This is a genomic window from Enterococcus sp. C50, from assembly GCF_040887505.1.
Taxonomy (GTDB): domain Bacteria; phylum Bacillota; class Bacilli; order Lactobacillales; family Enterococcaceae; genus Enterococcus_B; species Enterococcus_B thailandicus.
Window position 1 is genome coordinate 59114 of record NZ_JBFOFW010000006.1, and the last position, 19542, is coordinate 78655.

Here is a 19542-nt window from a genome sequence, read left to right on the forward strand (position 1 = left end):
CTCACTCACCCTGTGGTTCCATATAAAACTCACTAAACGTCTCTGCCACTAAAAATGCCGAACCAACAGCTAATACATCAGCTAATTGGATTGATTCGATCACTTCTGGCAAATCAAATAAAGTATATGCACCATAAAGACTTTGGGTAAATTGGTTAGCAATATACTCAATGGAGTTAAGTGATTGGAAGTATTTCCCTAACATTTTTTTCTTCAATAATTCAAGATTTTTTTCATTTACTTCTGGATCTTTCTCAAAACCAAGAATGATTTTCCGTACTTGCTGCGCAGCAAGTTTTGGTTCATCCGTATCACCACTAAAATCAGCAAAATGAAATTCACGATCTAAACTAAATTCAAAACCAAAACTGTCATCAATGATTCCTTCATTGTAAAGTTTCAAATAGTTTTGGGAAGTATTTCCTAGCAGTAATTGGAATAAGAGATTCAATGCTGTTTTATAGCGCATCAATTGATAGCCATCTGCTGGCAACTCGTCAACACCTTTAATTCCCAATACGAATTTTTTACGTGTCACAGCTGCTCTCAGACGACTTTCCTCGATAATTTCATCATTATTTTCAGGGAAGTATCGCTTGATTTCTTGTGCTGGTGGAAATTCTTTACTCATTTGATTTTCTTTAATAACTTCCATTAGTTTCTCTGGATCTAAATTTCCAACTAAAAACAAAACCATATTACTTGGCTGATAAAACGTGTGATAACAAGTATACAAATCATCGGCAGTAATTTTGTCGATGCTATCAACCGTCCCTGCAATATCAATGTGTAAAGGATGGTTTGGATATAAGTTATTCAAAATACCAAAAAATAGACGCCAGTTAGGATCATCTTCATACATTTGAATTTCTTGTCCAATGATCCCTTTTTCTTTGTTGACTGTTTCCTCAGTAAAATAAGGTGCTTGTACAAAGTCCAATAGTGTCAATAAATTTTTTTCCACTTGATCCGTCGTTGAAAACAAATAACTTGTTTTGGTAAAACTAGTAAATGCATTTGCAGACGCACCTTGTTGTCCAAACAATTGGAAAACATCTCCGTCTTCTTTTTCAAATAATTTGTGTTCTAAGAAATGGGCAATTCCATCAGGTACCTTTATCTTTTCAGTTGCTCCATAAGGAATAAATTCATTATCGATTGAGCCATAATTGGTGCTAAATAAGCCATAAGTTTTGTGGTACTCATTTTTTGGCAACAAGTAAACGGTCAACCCATTTGGTAGCACTTCATGATAAAGCGTTTCGTTAATTTGTGAATACTCAGTTTTATTCATTCATGCTTCCTCCATCTAAAAAGAAAATTGCTTGAAGCTCTACTTGATCTGCAATTTTTTGAACATCTTTGATTGTGATACTTTCCAGTCGAGCTAGCCACTCGTCATCTGTTAATTTGGTTTCTGGTAGCCAGTTATCTAAATAAGTCGATTCAATCGCTGCTTGAGGTGCATCAAGTGATAGCAAGTATTGATTTTTCAACATTGCTTTTGTTTGAGCTAAATCAAGGTCAGTGATTTCTCCATTTCGTAAACTTTCTAATTGTTTATGAATCAAATGTAAAACTTTTTCGCGATTTTTCCCATCAATGCCTGTTTGAACAGTCATAAATCCACGGAACGTGTCCACACTGCTAGAAGCATAGTAAGCCAAGCTTTCTTTTTCGCGCACATTCATAAATAATTTTGAATGCGGAAACCCACCAAACAAACCATTGAACACCATTAATGAAAAACGCTCAGGTTGGTTGTAATAAACATTGGTTTGATAAGCTAAGTTTAACTTTGCTTGTACAACAGATTCATGCATTTGGCGTTCTTTGATTACATTTGATTGTGGTTGCGCATAAAAAATTTCTGGGTGTACAAATTCGCGGTCAGTAAATGGTAATGTTTGAATTGCTTCAGTAACTTCCGTCTCATTCACATCTCCAATTACAAAAATGTCGACTTGATCTTCCGCTAAGACTTTCTGGTAATACGTAGCAAGTGACTCTGCTGTAATTTCTTTTAAGTCTTTTACTGTTCCAAAACTAGGGATTCTTTGAGCATCTGTTTGCTCAAAGTAAAGACGTTGTAGTGCTAATGAAGCTAAGGTTTGCTTATCTTCGTCCAAACTTTCTAAATAAGTTTTCAAATTATTTTTTTCTAAATCAAACGTTTGATTATCGAACTGCCCCGCCACAATATTTGGTGCAAAGATAACCTCTTTCAAAAAGTCAACAACTTGGAGCAGAATCTTTGAGTCATTTACATAATCACCATTAACAAAACTGATGCCTGCGTTCAGCCAATGCAAATTTCCTTTTTTGCTTACATTCCAGCCAAAACTTGCACCATATAATTCAGCTAATTTCGCGCTAAGCTGTGTTTGATCTGGATAGTTTAAGCTATTTGTTTCTAACAAACTGCTCAGTAATGACCGTTGCGTAATGACTGCTCGATCAAGACGTGTTGTGAATCGAATAAAGATTCGAATCGTTTTATATTTTTTTGTTTGCAGGACATGTAAATTCACGCCCTCCGCCAATTTATTCGTCATAAGTCGTTGTGCTCCTTTTATCGTTACAGTTGTTTCTAGTATAGCATAGAAGGTTAATATTCAAGCATTTCGCGAACAAAAGCGTTTATTGTTTTTATATTTTTTTATTCTTAGATATACTAAGGGTAAGGAAAAAGAAAGTAGGGGTTTTATGATTAAAGAATTTAAAGAGTTTATTATGCGTGGCGACGTGCTCGACCTAGCTGTTGGGGTTGTTATTGGGAGTGCATTCACGGGAATCGTTAATCAAATCGTAGAAGGATTGATTACACCATTAATTGGTTGGATAGTTGCTCTTGTCACTGGTACTTCTGATTTGGACGGAGCATTGTCTGTATTAGATGTCACACCTGTCAAAGGCGTAACTTTTTCATTTGGTAATGTTGTTAGTGCTATTATTACATTTTTAATTACAGGTTTTGTTTTGTTCTTAGTGGTCAAAGCAGCCAACAGTGCAAAAGATTTACGTAAAACAGAAGAAGAGGTTCTTGATGAGCCAACTGCTGAACAATACTTAAGTGACATTCGTGATTTACTGGCACAACAAGTAGCTGAAGATAATGGTCGTTCAACACTTCAAGCAAAAGTAGAAGACGAATCAACCACAAAATAAAAAAACTTGAAACAACAAGATTTGTTGTTTCAAGTTTTTTTATTTTTTCATATCAATATGAGGAATGTCATCTTCCAAATAAACATCGGAAATGGCATTAAAACCAAATGATTCGTAAAACGAACGTAGATAATCTTGTGCACCAATAATAATTGGCGTATTTGGATACTTTTGTTCAATAACTTCCAACGTCCGTTGAACAATTTGCTTACCTAATCCCGATTGACGATGTTCCTTGGCTACCAAGACTCGACCAAAATGAACAGCATCTTCTTCTTTGTAAATTCGTGTGTAAGCTGCTACATTTCCTTGCTCATCTGTCAGAAACGTATGCAATGCCTCAGGATCGATTTCATCCACTTCTTGATATGGACAATTTTGTTCGACCACAAAAACGGCAATTCTTTCTTTTACTAGCATATAAAATTCTTTTGTCGTTAATTCATCAAATGTTTTCACTTGGTAATTCATTCAGTAGCCTCCTAACAAGTTTTCTTTTTATAGATTACTTGTTCAAAAATAAAAAAGCAAACGAACCACACAAGGCCCGTCAGCTTTTAAACTGCTTCTGTTAAAAATTCAATCTCTACTGTACGAGTTAATACATCAGAGTAGCTGTAAGACACTCGTTCAAAAGAGTTTTCTTCAGGATCTAAGTCAACGACAAATACTGAAGGATAGGTTTCTGTTAAAACGCCGCGGCGTTCTGTTTGACGCTTTCTTCCTGTCTGAGCAACCAACATGATTTGGCTGCCGATACGACCTTCTAAATCTTTCTTGATTGTAGCTAAAGTTGTTGGCATACAGTTCACCTCGTTATCGATTATAACAGATAGTCCAAAACTTTTCAAGTCTACCATATAAAAAAAAGAAATGCAATAAAAAAAAACAGTTGAAACAAGAATGTTAACTAGCATTCTTCACTGTACGCTTTCAAATGCTTCTTGATTTTCTGTTTTACACGACTGTATCCACTCATTACTTGCTGAATATCCATTGATAAATCTTTTGCGATGTAGGAAAAATCACTTCCTTGCATGTAATGATGAAAAATTTGCGCTTCTCTTTTTGAAAAATGGATTTCACATGTTTCAATTGCTTCATTCAACAGCAGTTGTTGGACTGCTACAGGTTCTTGAGTTGTCACTTCTGCTAAGAAATCTGGTCCTTCAGATTCCATTTTCTGTTCCATAGAAACTTCGTCTTTTTGATCTCTGCGTTTTAATGCGTTTTGTTTCCTTAATAACGAATAAATTTGGTTAGTAATAACGCTTTTGTAATAACTACCGAAACTAACTCCTTTGTTATTTTCATAGGTTTTTAATGCTTGATATAACGCAACACGTGCTTCTTGCTCCCAATCTTCATTCATAAAATTCCGCACATAATAACTATTTTTTAAGCGTAATAAAAGTGGATAATATTTCTGATAAAGGGTAGAAAATGCTTCTTCATCACCATTGCGTGCAGCACGTAATAACTCCTCAGGCATAAATAAATCCTCCATAATCTCTATTATGGAGGAATATTAGCATCAAAAATCGTGTTATTTAATCTGATAACGTGGTTATCTGTCCTTTTTCATTAAATCGTCTAACTTTTTAGACAATTTATGCAATTGTTCATCATTCCAAGGAGAATTACGTCGAAAATCAATAAAACGCATATTTATATTCTCTTGGGCTATTGTTTCTTCTGTTTTTTTGATTGTTTTATACAACTCATACGCAGAAGTTCGTAAGGCTCCTTGTGAAAACACTACCCATTGTTCAGCCAAATCACTTGTAGCAACTGTTACTTGTGTCAATCGATCATTCAACGTACCCGCTACTCGCTCAATATAACTATCTGCTGTTTCATCTTCTTTGGTGAATACAACTTCTAGCTGATATTTTTTATAGTTTTGTTGAATTCCAGGAACCAGCTGCGCATCGAAAACCACAATTACTTCAATTCCTTCAAATTTTGCATAATTAGACAACCGATGAAGCAAGGCTTCACGTGCATCAGCCATTTTGTCTTGCTTCTTTAACAAAACAAGCTCTGGCCAAGAACCAATCATATTGTAACCATCGACAATCAATAACTGTTTCTTCATCAGCTTACTCCCCCTGTCGTTGGGAAAACGCCTGATACATCAACAGACCTGCTGCAACACTTGCATTCAGGCTTTGAACATGCCCTACCATCGGGATTGTCAATAATTCATCCATTTCTTTTTTCAATCCTTGACTCATACCGCGCCCTTCATTACCAATTACTAATGCAATTGAACCTTTTGCATTCCAATTCTGAAAATTCGTTCCAGACATGTCTGTTCCAAAAATCCAAAAACCAGCTTCTTTTAGTTGCTGAGCTGCTTGAATCAAATTAGTTACTCTTGCTACCGGCACATGCTCAACTGCTCCAGTAGACGTTTTGGTAACGATTGGTGTGATTCCTACTGCGCGATGCTTAGGGATAATTACGCCGTCCACACCACTTGCATCAGCTGTTCGCAAAATCGAGCCAAAATTGTGAGGATCTTCTAGACTATCTAAAATCAAAAAGAAAGGATTTTCTTTTTTTGTTTTTGTTTGTTCAAGCAACTGTTCTAACGATAAGTATTCGTAAGGTGTGATAGCCAACACCACACCTTGGTGTACACCTCGATCACTTAATGTATCCAATTTTTGTTTAGGAACCCATTTCACGGGAACTGCTTGGTCACGAGCAATTATTTTTAACTCATCTACCTTCTCGCCATGAGCGTCTTCTTGGAGAAACAATTTATTTCCTCGTCCTTGTTGAAGTGCTTCCACAGCAGCATGATGACCAAAGACAAAATTATCTTCAATTGATTCGTCTTTTTCTTGCGTATGATTTGATTCTTGCTTTGTTCTTTTTTGAGATGTTTTTGATTGCTTGCTCCAGTCGTTAGTATGTCGTTTTTTATTTTTAAAATTATTTTTTCTATCCATTTTTTTCACCTATTTTCTGAATACACCATTCAATCAATTCTTCCATTCGTTCGGTTTGCTTTGTTAGATGTAAATACCCCATCAACGCTTCGAAGCCTGTAGCAATTCGATAAGTCGTGATGTCTGCATTTTTAGCACCTGTATGACTTTTGGCATTTCTACCGCGACGATAATAAATATCTTCTGTTTCTGTTAAAATATTTTCTTCTAACATTTTTTGAATCAAATAAGCTTGTGCTTTAGCAGATACATAATTTGTTGCCGTATGGTGTAATTTATTTGGTTTGGTTTGTCCTTGATCAATCAAGTAGTCTCGAATATAAATCTCATAAATTGCATCACCAACGTATGCAAGAGCTAAACCATTTAGCTGCGTGTAATCTCTCATACTTCTCTTCTCCAACGGGTTCCTTGCGGTGTATCTTCCAGGATGATCCCTTTTTCTTTAAATAAGTCCCGAATCTCATCACTACGCGCGAAATTTTTCGCTTGGCGTGCTTGGTTTCTTTCCTCAATCAATTGTTCAATGTCTTCATCTAGTAACGCTTCGGAAGTAAAGAAAATTCCAAAAATCGCTAACCATTGCGCATATAAAGTTATTGCTTGGTCTAAAACTGGTAGGGAAACTTGTTCTTGTTCCAAATAAGTATTTAACCATTTTGCAAGCTCATAAACAACTGTGATTCCATTTGCTGCGTTGAAATCATCATCCATTTCTTGAATGAAGCGCGTTTCTAACTCAGTTAATTCTGCCATTTTGTCACTATCATCTGTCAATGAACTAGCAGCACTATCTTTACGAAATTGAACGTTATCATACGTATTCTTTAAGCGTTGTAGATTTGTTGCCGCTTCCTTTATCGTTGCCTCACTATAACGAATTGGTCGGCGATATTGCGTTGTTGCCATGAAGAAACGTAAAACTTGTGGATCCACTGTTTGAATCATTTCATGGACAGTAATGAAATTACCAAGAGACTTACTCATTTTTTGATCTTCTTCGCCAATCGTTACATAACCATTGTGCATCCAATAATTTGCAAATTTTTGTCCCGTTTTGGCCTCACTTTGGGCAATTTCATTCTCATGATGAGGAAACTCTAAATCCTGTCCACCACCATGAATATCAATTGTTTCACCCAAGTGTTTTGTAGCCATAACAGAGCATTCAATATGCCAGCCTGGACGACCATTTCCCCATGGCGACTCCCAAAAAATTTCTCCCGGTTTGGCATTTTTCCATAAAGCAAAATCCAATGGATCTTCTTTCAGCTGTTGTTCTTCACCCGTTCGTTGACTCGCACCAATTTCAAGCTCATCAATTGACTGATCGCTCAACTGACCATAATCCTTGAAACGACGTGTCCGATAATAAACATCACCTTGCGCTTCATACGCATAGCCTTTTTCAATCAGTACTTGGATAAACGACAAAATGTCTGGCATATGATCCATTACTCTTGGATGTAAGGTTGCTGGTTCCACGTTTAACGCCTTAGTATCTTCCTCAAATGCTTGGATAAAACGATCCGCAACTTCTGGTGCTGTGATCCCTAAGTCTTTTGCTGCGCGGATGATTTTATCATCCACATCCGTAAAGTTCGAAACATATTTCACTTGATAGCCGCGATATTCAAAATAACGACGAATTGTATCAAATGCAATGGTACTCCGCGCATTTCCAATATGGATATAGTTATAAACGGTTGGCCCACAAACATACATTCCAACCTGACCTTCTACAATAGGAACAAATTTTTCTTTCTCTCGAGTAAGCGTATTATATATTTTTATCATTCTGTTCTCCTTATCTTTTCACCTTTAATCCGAACAACTTTTGCCGGAATACCAACTGCTGTAGCATCATCTGGTATATCATTAAGTACCACTGCTCCTGCTCCGACTTTTGCATGCCGCCCAATTGTCACTGGACCTAAAATCTGTACATTTGCAGAGAGCAACGCGCCCTGTTTAACTGTAGGATGTCGTTTACCTGTTTGTTTGCCTGTCCCGCCTAAAGTCACACCATGGAACAAGACCACATCATCTTCAATTTCTGCCGTTTCTCCAATCACTACGCCCATTCCATGATCAATAAAGACGCCTTTACCAATTTGTGCACCAGGATGTATTTCAATCCCAGTTAAAAAGCGCCAGAATTGGGCAATGATTTTAGCTAATAAATACAAACGATGCTGGTATAAGAAATGAGAAAGACGATGCCAAAGTAACGCATGGAATCCTGGATATGTTAGAACAATTTCTAAAGTCGAACGTACAGCAGGATCATTTTTTTTCGTAGCAGTAATTATTCGCGTAAACCAATTCATTCACCTTCACTCCTTTCCATAACAGATTTATGTAACCAAAACTATAAATAAAAAGCGTCTTTTAAATAAGTTTCCTTAAATAAAAGACGCTAATGGCGTGGTTCCACTTTTTTTCATAATCAAAACAGATTACCTCGAAGCAAAATAACGTCTGCTACCCGTTTTTAGCTACTTGTGTTCGCTAAAACCACTCCCAGAGGCATTTCAACACCTACTTTGTAACGACTTTCACCTTCCGTCGCCTCTCTAAAAACAAACTAGTTGTTTACTTCTTCTGTTCTTCGTGTTTATTTTATTACTTGGTTTAAATGAGCAAGTGCTTTTTCACGGCCTAATAATTCAACTGTGTCTGGTAATTCAGGACCATGCATTTGTCCTGAAACAGCAACACGAATTGGCATGAATAAGTTTTTGCCCTTAACACCAGTTTCTTTTTGTACAGCTTTGATAGCTGCTTTAACTGTTGGAGCATCAACAACTTCCATTTCTTCTAGCTGTGCTTTAAATGCTGTCAAAACAGCTGGAACTGTTTCACCAGCTAATACTTCTTTTGCCGCATCATTTAAAACTGGATGTTCATTAAAGAATAACTCTGACACTTCAACGATTTCCGCAGCATAGCTCATTTGTGGTTGATATAATTGAACAATTTTTTTCACCCATTCAATTGTTTTTTCATCAGGATTTTCTTCAACTCGGCCATCTGCGATCAAATATGGTAAACACATATCTGTTAATTCAGCTAAATCCATTTCTTTCATGTAATGGTTGTTTACCCATTGTAATTTTTTCGCATCAAATGCTGCAGGTGATTTGCTCAAACGTTCTGGATCAAACATTTTCACTAATTCTTCTTGACTGAAGACTTCTTCTTCGCCTACTGGTGACCAACCAAGCAATGCAATAAAGTTGAACATTGCATCAGGTAAATAACCTAATTCACGATATTGTTCGATAAATTGAAGGATTGATTCATCGCGTTTACTTAATTTTTTACCAGTTTCGCTGTTAATAATCAGTGTCATGTGACCAAATGTTGGTGGTGTCCAACCAAATGCTTCATAGATCATTAATTGTTTTGGTGTGTTTGCAATATGGTCATCTCCACGCAAAACATGAGTAATTTTCATCAAGTGATCATCCACTGCTACAGCAAAGTTATAGGTTGGCATGCCATCACGTTTTTGAATGACGAAGTCTCCGCCGATATTATCTGATTCAAATGAAATTTCACCTTTGACCATATCGTTGAACTTATATTCTGTGTTTCGTGGCACACGGAAACGAACAACTGACTCTAGCCCTTGAGCTTCTTTTTCAGCTTGTTCTTCTGGCGTTAAGTTTGCACATTTCCCACCATAGTGAGGCATTTCACCACGAGCGCGTTGTGCTTCACGTTCCGCTTCTAATTCTTCTTCTGTACAGTAACATTTGTAAGCTCGATTGCTTGCAAGTAATTGATCAATCAGTGGTTGATAAATTTCTTTACGTTCAGATTGACGATAAGGACCATATTCTCCAGGATTTTCAGGAGACTCGTCCCAATCCATTCCTAACCAAGCTAAATTTTCTAACTGACTTTTTTCTCCATCTTCAATGTTACGTTTTTGGTCAGTGTCTTCAATACGGATGATGAATTCTCCATCATTGTGGCGAGCAAATAAATAATTGAATAATGCAGTTCGTGCATTTCCAATATGTAAATGCCCTGTTGGACTTGGTGCATAGCGTACGCGTACTTTCGTCATTTTCTTCCTCTTCTTTCAAACTAGACTTATGTGACTAACAGCAAAAATCCGTCAGCTTTGACCTTAAAAACATTATTTATTTAAAGTCACTCAGCAAAATTTTACCTTTTCTAGTGCAAATAGTAAAGCCAACCGATTGAATTTCCTCATCAGTTGGCTCATTTTATTTATGAAATTAAGATTTTGTCTTCGTTTCAGAATTTTTTTTGTTATCAATACCCCGACCTGCATGCGCTGGTTTAGCAAAAATCATTCGACCAGCTGCTGTTTGCAACGCACTAGTTACGACAACTTCAAGATGCTCATTCATATAATGCTGGCCATCTTCAACGACAACCATTGTTCCATCATCTAAGTAAGCAACACCTTGCTGACGCTCTGTTCCGACTTTTACGACTAAAACATTCATTGTCTCACCAGGAATCACAACTGGCTTAACTGCATTTGCTAACGCATTGATGTTTAAGACTGGCACATTTTGAAACTCAGAGACCTTATTCAAGTTATAATCATTAGTAACAATCACGCCATCTAACAGTTTAGCTAATTTAATTAGTTTACTATCAACCTCACTGATTTCTTCAAAGTCTCCATCATACATTTCAACAGAGATACCTTCTTCTTTTTGTAAAGCATTTAAAATATCTAGCCCGCGGCGTCCACGAACTCGTTTTAAACTATCACCAGAATCTGCGATGTATTGCAATTCATATAAAACAAAATTTGGAATCATTAACGTTCCTTCTAAGAAACCTGTTTTAGCAATATCATAAATTCGCCCGTCAATGATAACACTCGTATCTAAAATTTTATATTTGTGGAAATTATCGCCTGATTTACGTTCTAATAACTGGCTTTCAAACTGATTTGGTAATTCTTGTTCCACTTTCTTGTTTCGTGGCGCAAAGATTTTCTTCCATTCATCAATTCGAGTTGTGCCCATTCTCATACCAAAATAACCTAAAAAGATCATCAATAGAATGGGTAAAACACTATTTACAAATGGAATTTCCATATTGTAAAGAGGAGTTGAAATAATTACCCCTAAAGTTAACCCAATAATTGTACCAATTGCTCCAAACAATAAATAAGTTAAACTAATCTCACTCAATTTTTCTTCTACTTGTTTCAGCACAGCAGCAATATGTTTTGCTAATAGCAGAGATAAAATAAAGAAAATAAGTGCACCTAACAGGCTATTAGTAAACGTATTGTTCAGCCAGCCATTGGTTTGTTGGCCGATTGCTTGCCAAGCAGCTGGTAAAAAAGAAATACCTAGACTTGCTCCCGCAATGATCATCAACAATGTAATGACGCGTTTTTGCATAGTTGTTCCTCCATTTCATTTTTTTATTTTTATGCTTGAAATACTTTTTTAAGCGTTTCGCTTAATGTTGCGACTCCAATAACTTCAATACCCACAGGAGCCTTCCACCCACCTAGATTATTTTTTGGCAAATAGACTTTCGTAAATCCTAATTTTTGAACCTCTTTGACACGTTGTTCAATATGACTCACACGTCGGATCTCACCAGTAAGCCCAATTTCGCCAATAAAACATTCCGTTGGTTGTGTTCCTTTTTCTTTATAACTTGATGCAATACTTACCGCAATCGCTAAATCAATTGCTGGTTCATTTAATTTTACTCCACCAGCCGCTTTTAAGTAAGCATCTTGATTTTGTAACAGCAATCCTGCTCGTTTTTCCAAAACTGCCATAATCAAAGAAACACGATTAAAATCTAGCCCTGTAGTCGTGCGTTTCGCATTTCCAAACATAGTTGGTGTAACTAAAGCTTGGATTTCCACTAAAATTGGACGAGTACCTTCCATTGCAACAACAATTGCTGAGCCAGTTGCGCCATCTAAACGTTCTTCCAAAAAGATTTGAGAAGGATTAGATACTTCTTCTAGTCCATGTTCACGCATTTCAAAAATACCAATCTCATTCGTTGAACCAAAACGATTTTTCACCGCACGTAAAATTCGGAAACTGTGATGCTTTTCTCCTTCAAAATACAAAACAGTATCCACCATATGCTCCAACATTCTTGGTCCCGCAATCGAGCCTTCTTTAGTAACATGTCCAACAATAAAAATAGCAATACCATTAGTCTTCGCAATTTTCAACAATTCAGCAGTTGTTTCCCTTACCTGGCTAACACTACCAGCCGCACTTGTAATATCTGGTTGAGTCATTGTTTGAATCGAGTCGATAATAACATAGTCTGGTTTCAGCTGTTCAATTGCATGACTAATTTCATTCATATCTGTTTCAGCATATAAATAAAATTCGGTATCGATGTTTCCTAATCGTTCCGCACGAAGCTTAATTTGTTCCGCACTTTCTTCACCAGAAACATATAAAACTTTTCCCCCAATAGCTGCTAATTGCTGAGATACCTGTAAAAGCAACGTTGACTTCCCAATCCCCGGATCTCCACCAATCAATACCATTGAGCCTGGAACTACCCCACCCCCAAGTACACGGTTTAACTCTGTTAACTTTGTTTGTACACGAGGCTCTTTTTTAGGGACTACTTCGTCGATTTTGGTAGGCTTTGCTCGTTCACCAGTTAAACTGGTGCGTACTCGACGATCACTTGTATCTTGTTCAATCTCTTCGACCATCGTATTCCATTTTCCACAATTTGGGCAACGTCCCAAAAATTTAGGCGACACATAACCACAATTTTGACAAACAAATTGTGTCTTTGATTTTTTTGCCATTGTCTCGCCTCCTTTAAATAGCTAATAAATTCTGGCCAATTTAGTTTTTATTCGAAGAACCAAACCCGCCTTCTCGACTTGTTGTTGTTTCATCTTGATCTGCCTTAAAAAACGGCAAGAAAATGCCTTGACCAATTCGTTCACCTTTTTTAATCATCACATCTTTAAAACCAAAATTAGTAAACTGGAACATAATGTGTCCCTCATTATCTGGATTATTGTAGTAATCACTATCAATGACCCCAACACCATTTGTTAAAACCAAAAACCGTTTTAAAGGATTACTTGAACGATTAGCTAATTGTAAAAATTCATCTTCTCCCATATAGGATTTGATACCTGTTGGCACCAAAGTAGGTTTTAATTGTTTTTCATCAATTGCTGTTGCTTCTTCTCCCATTGATTTTATCAATGTAGTAAGTCCATTTTTTATACCTGACTTCCAAATACTTGGAATAATAATATCTGCCGCAGCTTCAAAATCATATCCTGCAGCGTGGTGTGTTGCTCTTTTTGGTAAATTGATTTCTTGACTCGCATAGTTAGAAACAACTTCAAAACCTCTTTTTTTCACGAATCTTCCCCCTAGAATAAACTATGTTTTATTTTACCATATTCACACTACCAAAGGCCTTTCTTTGCAAAATCTTCAAGAAATTCTGTTATCCTGTAGAAAAGTTTTCAAAGATAGACCTTTTTTTCTTCTTAATTGAAAAAAACTTCTTCTTTTAAACATGACTTTAGACACTAAAACAAGTAGAATAGAAAAAAATTACATACAAAATTTATTCAAATAATTATTAGAGGTGTCTCATGCGCAAAGAACTAACTCAAGCAAAACGAATTATCATCAAGGTAGGAACAAGCACATTGATTTATCCGAATGGAAAAGTAAATCTCGCTGCGATTGATCAACTTGCTTTTGTTTTAACCGATTTACGCAATCGCGGAAAAGAAATCATTTTGGTTTCCTCTGGTGCTGTCGGGGTCGGAATGACAAAAATGAATCTGAATCAAAGACCACAAACGATTCCTGAACAACAAGCAATCGCCGCGATTGGTCAAGGTGAGTTGATAAATATTTATAATCAACGGTTTGCAACTTACGGTCAGCAAACTGCACAAGTTTTAGTAACACGTGACGTAATCGATTTTCCAGAAAGCAGAAAAAACGTAACCAATACTTTAGAGCAGCTTCTCGCTCTTGGTGCAATCCCCATTGTAAATGAAAACGACACCGTTGCAGTCGATGAGTTAGATCATTCGACAAAATTTGGAGACAATGACCAACTTTCTGCAATCGTAACTCAATTAGTTACGGCGGATTTATTGATTGTCTTATCTGATATTGATGGCTTTTATTCTGACAATCCCTCAACTAACGCTCAAGCTGAACTGTACTCATTGGTCACAGAAATCAATGACGATTTAATGGCAAAAGCTGGTGGTGCGGGAAGTACATTTGGAACAGGTGGTATGCACAGCAAATTACAAGCTGCAAAACGGATTTTTGATGCAAACCGCTCTATGGTCCTTGCAAACGGGAAAAATCCAGCAATCATTTTTGATATTTTAGCCGGTAAAGAAATCGGTACTTTTTTCAAGCACAACTAAAAGACCTTTCGATGAGAGAACTCGACCCACTTTTATAAAAACAAAGGAGGATTTATGATGATCGATTTAAGACAGCTCGGAGAAAATGCTAAAAGCAGTGCTACTACTTTAGCTTTAATGAGTACAACGGATAAAAATGACTTGTTACTTAAAATGGCGGATGCGATTGAAGAAAATCAAGTGGCTATTCTCGAAGCAAACAAAGAAGACTTGACTCATGCAACACAAAATAAAATTAGCGAGACGATGCAAGACCGATTAAGACTCACATCTGAACGAATTCATTCAATGGCAGAGGAAATGAGAAAGGTTGCCCAACTGGACGATCCAATCGGAAAAGTTGATCATATGTGGAAAAATGAGGATGGCTTGCTGATTGGAAAAAAACGCGTGCCTCTTGGTGTTATTGGAATTATTTATGAATCACGACCAAATGTCACAACAGATGCTGCCAGCTTAGCTTTCAAATCTGGAAATGCAGTTATCTTACGCGGTGGAAAAGAAGCCTTTGTGTCCAATCAAAAACTGGTAGAAATCCTACAACAAGTTTTGGTGGATAATGGACATTCTCCTTGCGCAATTCAATTTGTGACAGACACTTCTCACGAGGTTGCTGATCAACTGATGAAACTGACTGATTATTTAGATGTTTTAATTCCTCGTGGGGGAGCAAGTTTAATCCAACGAGTCAAAGCTCATGCAACTGTTCCAATTATCGAAACTGGTACAGGAAACAATCATATTTATATTGATAAAGACGCACAATTAGAAATGGCAAAAAAAATTATCGTCAATGCAAAAGCTTCTCGTCCTTCTGTTTGTAATGCTGCTGAAACGTTATTGATTCATGCAGAAGTCGCTCCTTTTTTCTTGCCAGTAATTGAAAAAGCATTAGTCGACAGTGGCGTTGTATTACGCGCAGATCAACGCTCCCTAGAATATTTAGAAACGGCATCTTTAGCAACAGACGAAGATTGGGATACAGAATATCTTGATTATGTTTTAGCAGTAAAAATCGTCGACTCAATCGACGAAGCCATCACCCATATCAACCGCCACAACACAAAACATTCGGAAGCAATCGTTACAGACAGCTATGCTGCTAGTCAAATGTTTTTAAATCAAGTAGATGCCGCAGCAGTCTATGTTAATGCATCTACACGATTTACTGATGGTGCTGTTTTTGGATTTGGTGCTGAGATTGGTATCTCCACGCAAAAATTACACGCAAGAGGACCAATGGGACTTAATGAACTAACTACAACAAAATATATCATTTATGGCGAAGGCCAAGTCCGTGAGTAACAGCTAATTTGTTTCACAAGAAACATTTGTTATCATATGTTGTTTCCTCTCACTATAAGTTATGCAAAAAAAGTTAAATTATTTTTTAATGATTCAACTAATAGAAAGGTATTCTCATGTTTGAAATTTTAACCGTCTTTTTAGTCTATTTATTTTCCCTAAACATTGCCGCTTTTTTTGGTGTAGCTTTACTAACACTTTTCTTTCAGATAAAAAAAAGAAGTCAAGGCATGCAGCGAGAAAAATGGACAAAGTATTTTGAAAAAATCGGCCCAAAAGGATTACTAATCCGGCTTTATGTAAGCTATATGTTAGCCTTGAGTTTATTAGCAGCGATTAATTACGTATCATTTTTTAATTATTCGCTACCATATACATTCACACTTTTAATTGCAGGTTTTTTCCATTTAACTTACAAATATCAATTGAATAAAGATCATTTGAAACACACATTTCATTAATTTAGGCAGTGTGTAGCTAATGAGCCACTCTTTAGAAATTAAACCTCCAACCTAATCTCTGAACGTTAGATTTTCATTACACTATTAATTTAAGGATTAAGCTGTTACCCCCTGTTCAATTTAAAAAAGCTGAACAAAATAATATTGAATTTGAACATAAAAAAAGCTAGTAGATTTTTGAATCTACTAGCTTTTTTCTTTCAGTAATAATAGTTGCTTCCAACATTTTATTTATTCATTACTTAAAAACAAAAATAATAATTGAGTTACTCAAAATAATATTTTTTAAATTAATCAATAACCTCACAAACATATTTTGTAATAGAATTATAGTTTTTATATGAACTACAGAATTTATGTGCTCCCCAGTTTAATAATTTAGTTGCTAGCCAACCACCTAGTACTCCCGCTGCCCAAATTATAATAGGAGCAACACGAGCGGTATTGTTTTTACTAAAATCCTTCATCAAGTCTTTTTGCTCCTCACTAGATAGAGAATTAAATTCAGTTGCTAATTTACTCGCTTCTGTAGAAGTAAGTTCAGTTGTATTTATTAACTTCTCTTCATCCATAAATAGTTTATTGGTATTTTTATCAAAGGTGATACTTTTAAGTAAAGAATTTGTTAATTCAACTTGTTCTTTACTGCTAACTTCAGAAGCATATACACTAGCTGTGGTAAATCCAATATTCAAAAGTAACGCCGATACGACTGCAATAATCATAATTTTTAAAATTGGCATTTTCTCAATGATTGATTTCATAAATAAATATCTCCCTTAAGTATAATTTTTAGTTTATTTTTATTTAAATCTGGATAACTATAAATCTTAATAATCTTATTTCTCTTGATATAAATTAATGTAGGAACTGTACTTATCTTCTCTTTTTTTATGAATTTTTTAAATTGCGGATTATTACTTTGTTTTTTTGTGTCTATGTAATAAATTTTTTGTCTATCTGATGAATTTACCTTTTTTACTTGTGAAACAAATTCACGACAAGTTGGACACGTCTCTCGACCTAAGTAAATAATACTATTCTTTTTTGTATTGCTAATCTCTGAAATAGATGTGATCGAAATAAAATCACTTGATTGATAACGATATTTCATTAAACTCAAAAAAGTTTCACCTTTATTTACAACTAAAAAACACAGAACAAACACAAAGCAAAAAATAAATAATTTTCTCCTGCTACTCCTTTTCATAATTATTTTCCTCCTATTCAAAATAGTAATACATAATTGAACTTAACGAATGTAATTTTCCTATTTGAAGAAAAAGTGAATATGTTCAAGTCTAAAAAAGTAAAACGTTCTTTACTTTTTGTCTAGTGGATGTTTTAATTTTTATAAGGAAACTGAGAGGAGAATTAATACATGGTATACCTACTATCTGTAATTTTAATAATCACTACTGCATTACTTATTGGTGCAACACTTTCTAAAATTGGTAAGAAAAAAGATGAACTAGGAAAGATGATATTAAAAAATGCTTTAAGTAAATCAATGCTCCTGACGCTCGGATTAATAATTATTTCTTTGATAGCAGATTTAATTGGGAATTTATTGAACATTTCATTTTTAACCTCTTATAATCAATTATGGTCAATCTTAGTTGTAATTTTAATTATAATTTTTATTAATTTAAAAGTGGAAAGCAGAAAGTATTTTGAAGATGAAAAATAATGTAAAGGAATTGCGGAAAGCTAAAAAAATGACACAATCCGAGTTAGCAAAAATGACAAACGTAACTCGACAAACTATTATCGCAATTGAAAATGATAAATATGACCCTAGTTTGAAATTAGCCTTTTCATTAGCTAAATCATTAAATACTAGCGTAGATGAACTATTTATTTTTTTCGTGGGAGACTAGCTATGTTAGTTGGGAAAGCATTAAAATTCATACGTACTAGAAAAGGAATTAGTCAAACAGAATTAGCAAATAATATAATCTCTTCTTCATTTCTTTCAAAGTTAGAAAATGAGCAGACAAATGTATCATTTGATTTAGTTCTAGCGCTTATTGACAAGATGGGAGTTAGTATTGAAGAATTTACAGAATTAGCAAAATTTTTAGATAGAGAATACACAAAAACCTCACTGATGTCCATTGTAGAAGAACTAAACTTATGTGTAAAAAATAATGGGGATATTCAACCCATTCAACAAAAATTGTTGTACCATGATTGCACTTTATCCAGAATAGCCTTTAGTATTTCTAACTTGATTAGCCTACCAGAAAAATCATTGATCACACAAAAAGAGATAGAATCTTTGATGTTTGAGTGGGAGTATATTGGTCATATTGAAGTCTTACTGATTAGCTTATACTATCCCTATTCAAGTGAATTGTTCAAAAAAAATATTTTTGATCGATTTTGTCATTTACATTTATCAACTCCGAAAACAAAAGAATTTTCTAAAGATCACTTCACTCTCCTATCAGTGAAAAATGCACTACTATAAAATCGTCTTCAACTAAAATAACCGCACAAAAATCAACTCATTGACCTAATTTCTGTGCGGTTATTTTTATTACTAAAAAGATAGATTAACCTAGAAAACTTCCATTAAATTTTTAAAAAGAGTAATCTGAAGAGAAAACTCCAAAAACGATAATTTTTTTAGATTACTATAGTCATCCCCACGCTATCCACTCCCTAATTTAATTAACTCCAATGATTTTCTGAATCTGTCTCAGAACTTCCTTCATTAATTGAAAAACCATCAAATGTCTCTCCGTCGTAATATCGAAGCAACTCATCAACAGATAAGTTCATCGTCTTTTCTTTTTCTTCTTCCAATTCTTCCAGCATCTCTGTACGATACGCTTGATAAATCGTTGCTAATTTTTGTTGCATGACTTTTCTAGACTCACCTTGTGCATTGATTGTCGGTAATTCTTTAAGATAGCTTCGATACACTGGTCGTCCATCAATCAATTCAATGGGTAATTCAACTAGCGTTAGCCCCACTTCACGAAAATCTTCTTCAAACATTTTTTCTTCACTCCTCGCTATTTCCCCACTAAACCTGATACATTAATAGATAACACTAATTTAGGAGGATAACTATGACTCCTATCTTATTTCTTTTATTGCTACCTGTTAGCTACTGGTTCAATAAGAGAAAAAATATTTACATTAGATTTAATTTCCATCTTATATTTTTATTTAACCTTTTAGAGTTGGCATTTGTTCTGCCTTTAATGAATTAGCG

Annotated in this window: 24 protein-coding genes and 1 other annotated feature; of the genes, 7 read left to right on the plus strand and 17 right to left on the minus strand. The window is 35.3% G+C overall.

The window, feature by feature from the left end:
• Position 1: 1 nt before the first annotated feature.
• Both AB3I20_RS09035 and AB3I20_RS09040 read right to left on the minus strand, forming a co-directional pair.
• Complete coding sequence (locus AB3I20_RS09035) at positions 2–1294, minus strand: pitrilysin family protein (protein ID WP_067484618.1); 1293 nt, start codon at positions 1292–1294, stop codon at positions 2–4.
• Positions 1287–2555 carry a pitrilysin family protein gene (locus tag AB3I20_RS09040; RefSeq protein ID WP_067484616.1) on the minus strand — a complete coding sequence of 423 codons (1269 nt, stop codon included), beginning with the start codon at positions 2553–2555 and terminating at the stop codon, positions 1287–1289. Before AB3I20_RS09040 ends, AB3I20_RS09035 begins: the two co-directional genes overlap by 8 nt.
• 151 nt (positions 2556–2706) lie before the next feature.
• Between AB3I20_RS09040 and mscL the strand changes: the two genes are divergently transcribed.
• Complete coding sequence (mscL, locus tag AB3I20_RS09045; RefSeq protein WP_067484613.1) at positions 2707–3168, plus strand: large conductance mechanosensitive channel protein MscL; 462 nt, start codon at positions 2707–2709, stop codon at positions 3166–3168.
• 39 nt (positions 3169–3207) lie between these two features.
• Here mscL and AB3I20_RS09050 read toward each other — a convergent pair whose 3' ends face one another.
• From AB3I20_RS09050 to AB3I20_RS09105, 12 genes are all read right to left on the minus strand, one after another.
• Positions 3208–3639 carry a GNAT family N-acetyltransferase gene (locus AB3I20_RS09050; RefSeq protein WP_067484610.1) on the minus strand — a complete coding sequence of 144 codons (432 nt, stop codon included), beginning with the start codon at positions 3637–3639 and terminating at the stop codon, positions 3208–3210.
• Positions 3640–3725: 86 nt separating this feature from the next.
• The gene (locus tag AB3I20_RS09055; protein WP_067484607.1) at positions 3726–3971 is read right to left on the minus strand and encodes a Veg family protein; all 246 of its coding nucleotides are present in this window, start codon (positions 3969–3971) and stop codon (positions 3726–3728) included.
• Positions 3972–4078: 107 nt separating this feature from the next.
• Positions 4079–4660, minus strand: a complete 582-nt coding sequence (locus tag AB3I20_RS09060; RefSeq protein ID WP_067484603.1) for a sigma-70 family RNA polymerase sigma factor — start codon at positions 4658–4660, stop codon at positions 4079–4081.
• A gap of 75 nt (positions 4661–4735) precedes the next feature.
• Positions 4736–5266: an NYN domain-containing protein gene (locus AB3I20_RS09065; RefSeq protein ID WP_067484601.1), complete on the minus strand. Its 531-nt coding sequence runs from the start codon at positions 5264–5266 to the stop codon at positions 4736–4738.
• A 4-nt stretch (positions 5267–5270) separates the two neighbouring features.
• Entirely contained in the window at positions 5271–6128 is an 858-nt protein-coding gene (rlmB, locus tag AB3I20_RS09070; protein ID WP_067484599.1) for a 23S rRNA (guanosine(2251)-2'-O)-methyltransferase RlmB, read from the minus strand.
• Entirely contained in the window at positions 6121–6516 is a 396-nt protein-coding gene (locus tag AB3I20_RS09075) for a Mini-ribonuclease 3 (protein ID WP_067484597.1), read from the minus strand. The genes rlmB and AB3I20_RS09075 overlap by 8 nt, the downstream gene beginning before the upstream one ends.
• Positions 6513–7925 (minus strand): cysteine--tRNA ligase, encoded by a 1413-nt coding sequence (gene cysS / locus AB3I20_RS09080; RefSeq protein ID WP_071869012.1) that lies wholly within the window; start codon positions 7923–7925, stop codon positions 6513–6515. The genes AB3I20_RS09075 and cysS overlap by 4 nt, the downstream gene beginning before the upstream one ends.
• Positions 7922–8458, minus strand: coding sequence for a serine O-acetyltransferase EpsC (gene epsC, locus AB3I20_RS09085; RefSeq protein WP_067484593.1), 537 nt, complete (start codon positions 8456–8458; stop codon positions 7922–7924). The genes cysS and epsC overlap by 4 nt, the downstream gene beginning before the upstream one ends.
• 79 nt (positions 8459–8537) lie before the next feature.
• Positions 8538–8749, minus strand: a binding site (T-box leader).
• Positions 8746–10206: a glutamate--tRNA ligase gene (gltX, locus tag AB3I20_RS09090; RefSeq protein ID WP_067484591.1), complete on the minus strand. Its 1461-nt coding sequence runs from the start codon at positions 10204–10206 to the stop codon at positions 8746–8748. Its footprint overlaps the feature before it by 4 nt.
• A 175-nt stretch (positions 10207–10381) precedes the next feature.
• The gene (locus AB3I20_RS09095; RefSeq protein WP_067484588.1) at positions 10382–11533 is read right to left on the minus strand and encodes a PIN/TRAM domain-containing protein; all 1152 of its coding nucleotides are present in this window, start codon (positions 11531–11533) and stop codon (positions 10382–10384) included.
• Positions 11534–11562: 29 nt separating this feature from the next.
• Entirely contained in the window at positions 11563–12936 is a 1374-nt protein-coding gene (gene radA / locus AB3I20_RS09100; protein ID WP_067484585.1) for a DNA repair protein RadA, read from the minus strand.
• A gap of 40 nt (positions 12937–12976) precedes the next feature.
• Positions 12977–13510 carry a dUTP diphosphatase gene (locus AB3I20_RS09105; protein WP_067484582.1) on the minus strand — a complete coding sequence of 178 codons (534 nt, stop codon included), beginning with the start codon at positions 13508–13510 and terminating at the stop codon, positions 12977–12979.
• Between the two features lie 239 nt (positions 13511–13749).
• On the opposite strand from AB3I20_RS09105, the gene proB reads away from it, so the two are divergent.
• The 3 genes from proB to AB3I20_RS09120 all read left to right on the plus strand — a co-directional run bounded on the left by proB (position 13750) and on the right by AB3I20_RS09120 (position 16316).
• Entirely contained in the window at positions 13750–14550 is an 801-nt protein-coding gene (gene proB, locus AB3I20_RS09110; RefSeq protein WP_067484580.1) for a glutamate 5-kinase, read from the plus strand.
• A gap of 57 nt (positions 14551–14607) precedes the next feature.
• Complete coding sequence (locus AB3I20_RS09115) at positions 14608–15855, plus strand: glutamate-5-semialdehyde dehydrogenase (RefSeq protein ID WP_368027190.1); 1248 nt, start codon at positions 14608–14610, stop codon at positions 15853–15855.
• 116 nt (positions 15856–15971) lie between these two features.
• On the plus strand, positions 15972–16316 hold the full coding sequence (locus AB3I20_RS09120) for a hypothetical protein (protein WP_067484577.1): 345 nt from the start codon (positions 15972–15974) through the stop codon (positions 16314–16316).
• A gap of 290 nt (positions 16317–16606) precedes the next feature.
• On the opposite strand, the gene AB3I20_RS09125 is transcribed toward AB3I20_RS09120, so the two are convergent.
• Together AB3I20_RS09125 and AB3I20_RS09130 are read right to left on the minus strand one after the other, a co-directional pair.
• Complete coding sequence (locus AB3I20_RS09125; protein WP_095803866.1) at positions 16607–17080, minus strand: hypothetical protein; 474 nt, start codon at positions 17078–17080, stop codon at positions 16607–16609.
• Positions 17077–17526 (minus strand): hypothetical protein, encoded by a 450-nt coding sequence (locus tag AB3I20_RS09130; RefSeq protein ID WP_368027191.1) that lies wholly within the window; start codon positions 17524–17526, stop codon positions 17077–17079. The genes AB3I20_RS09125 and AB3I20_RS09130 overlap by 4 nt, the downstream gene beginning before the upstream one ends.
• Before the next feature lie 171 nt (positions 17527–17697).
• Here AB3I20_RS09130 and AB3I20_RS09135 point away from each other — a divergent pair, with 171 nt between their 5' ends.
• Genes AB3I20_RS09135 through AB3I20_RS09145 form a run of 3 tightly spaced genes read left to right on the plus strand, consistent with a single transcriptional unit; the run spans position 17698 to position 18789 of the window.
• A complete protein-coding gene (locus tag AB3I20_RS09135; protein ID WP_075491467.1) occupies positions 17698–18006 on the plus strand; it encodes a hypothetical protein in 309 nt (102 codons plus the stop codon).
• Entirely contained in the window at positions 17996–18196 is a 201-nt protein-coding gene (locus AB3I20_RS09140; protein WP_075491466.1) for a helix-turn-helix transcriptional regulator, read from the plus strand. Before AB3I20_RS09135 ends, AB3I20_RS09140 begins: the two co-directional genes overlap by 11 nt.
• 2 nt (positions 18197–18198) lie before the next feature.
• Positions 18199–18789, plus strand: a complete 591-nt coding sequence (locus AB3I20_RS09145) for a helix-turn-helix domain-containing protein (protein WP_095803868.1) — start codon at positions 18199–18201, stop codon at positions 18787–18789.
• 203 nt (positions 18790–18992) lie between these two features.
• Here AB3I20_RS09145 and AB3I20_RS09150 read toward each other — a convergent pair whose 3' ends face one another.
• Positions 18993–19322 (minus strand): hypothetical protein, encoded by a 330-nt coding sequence (locus AB3I20_RS09150; RefSeq protein ID WP_368027192.1) that lies wholly within the window; start codon positions 19320–19322, stop codon positions 18993–18995.
• Positions 19323–19542: the final 220 nt, after the last annotated feature.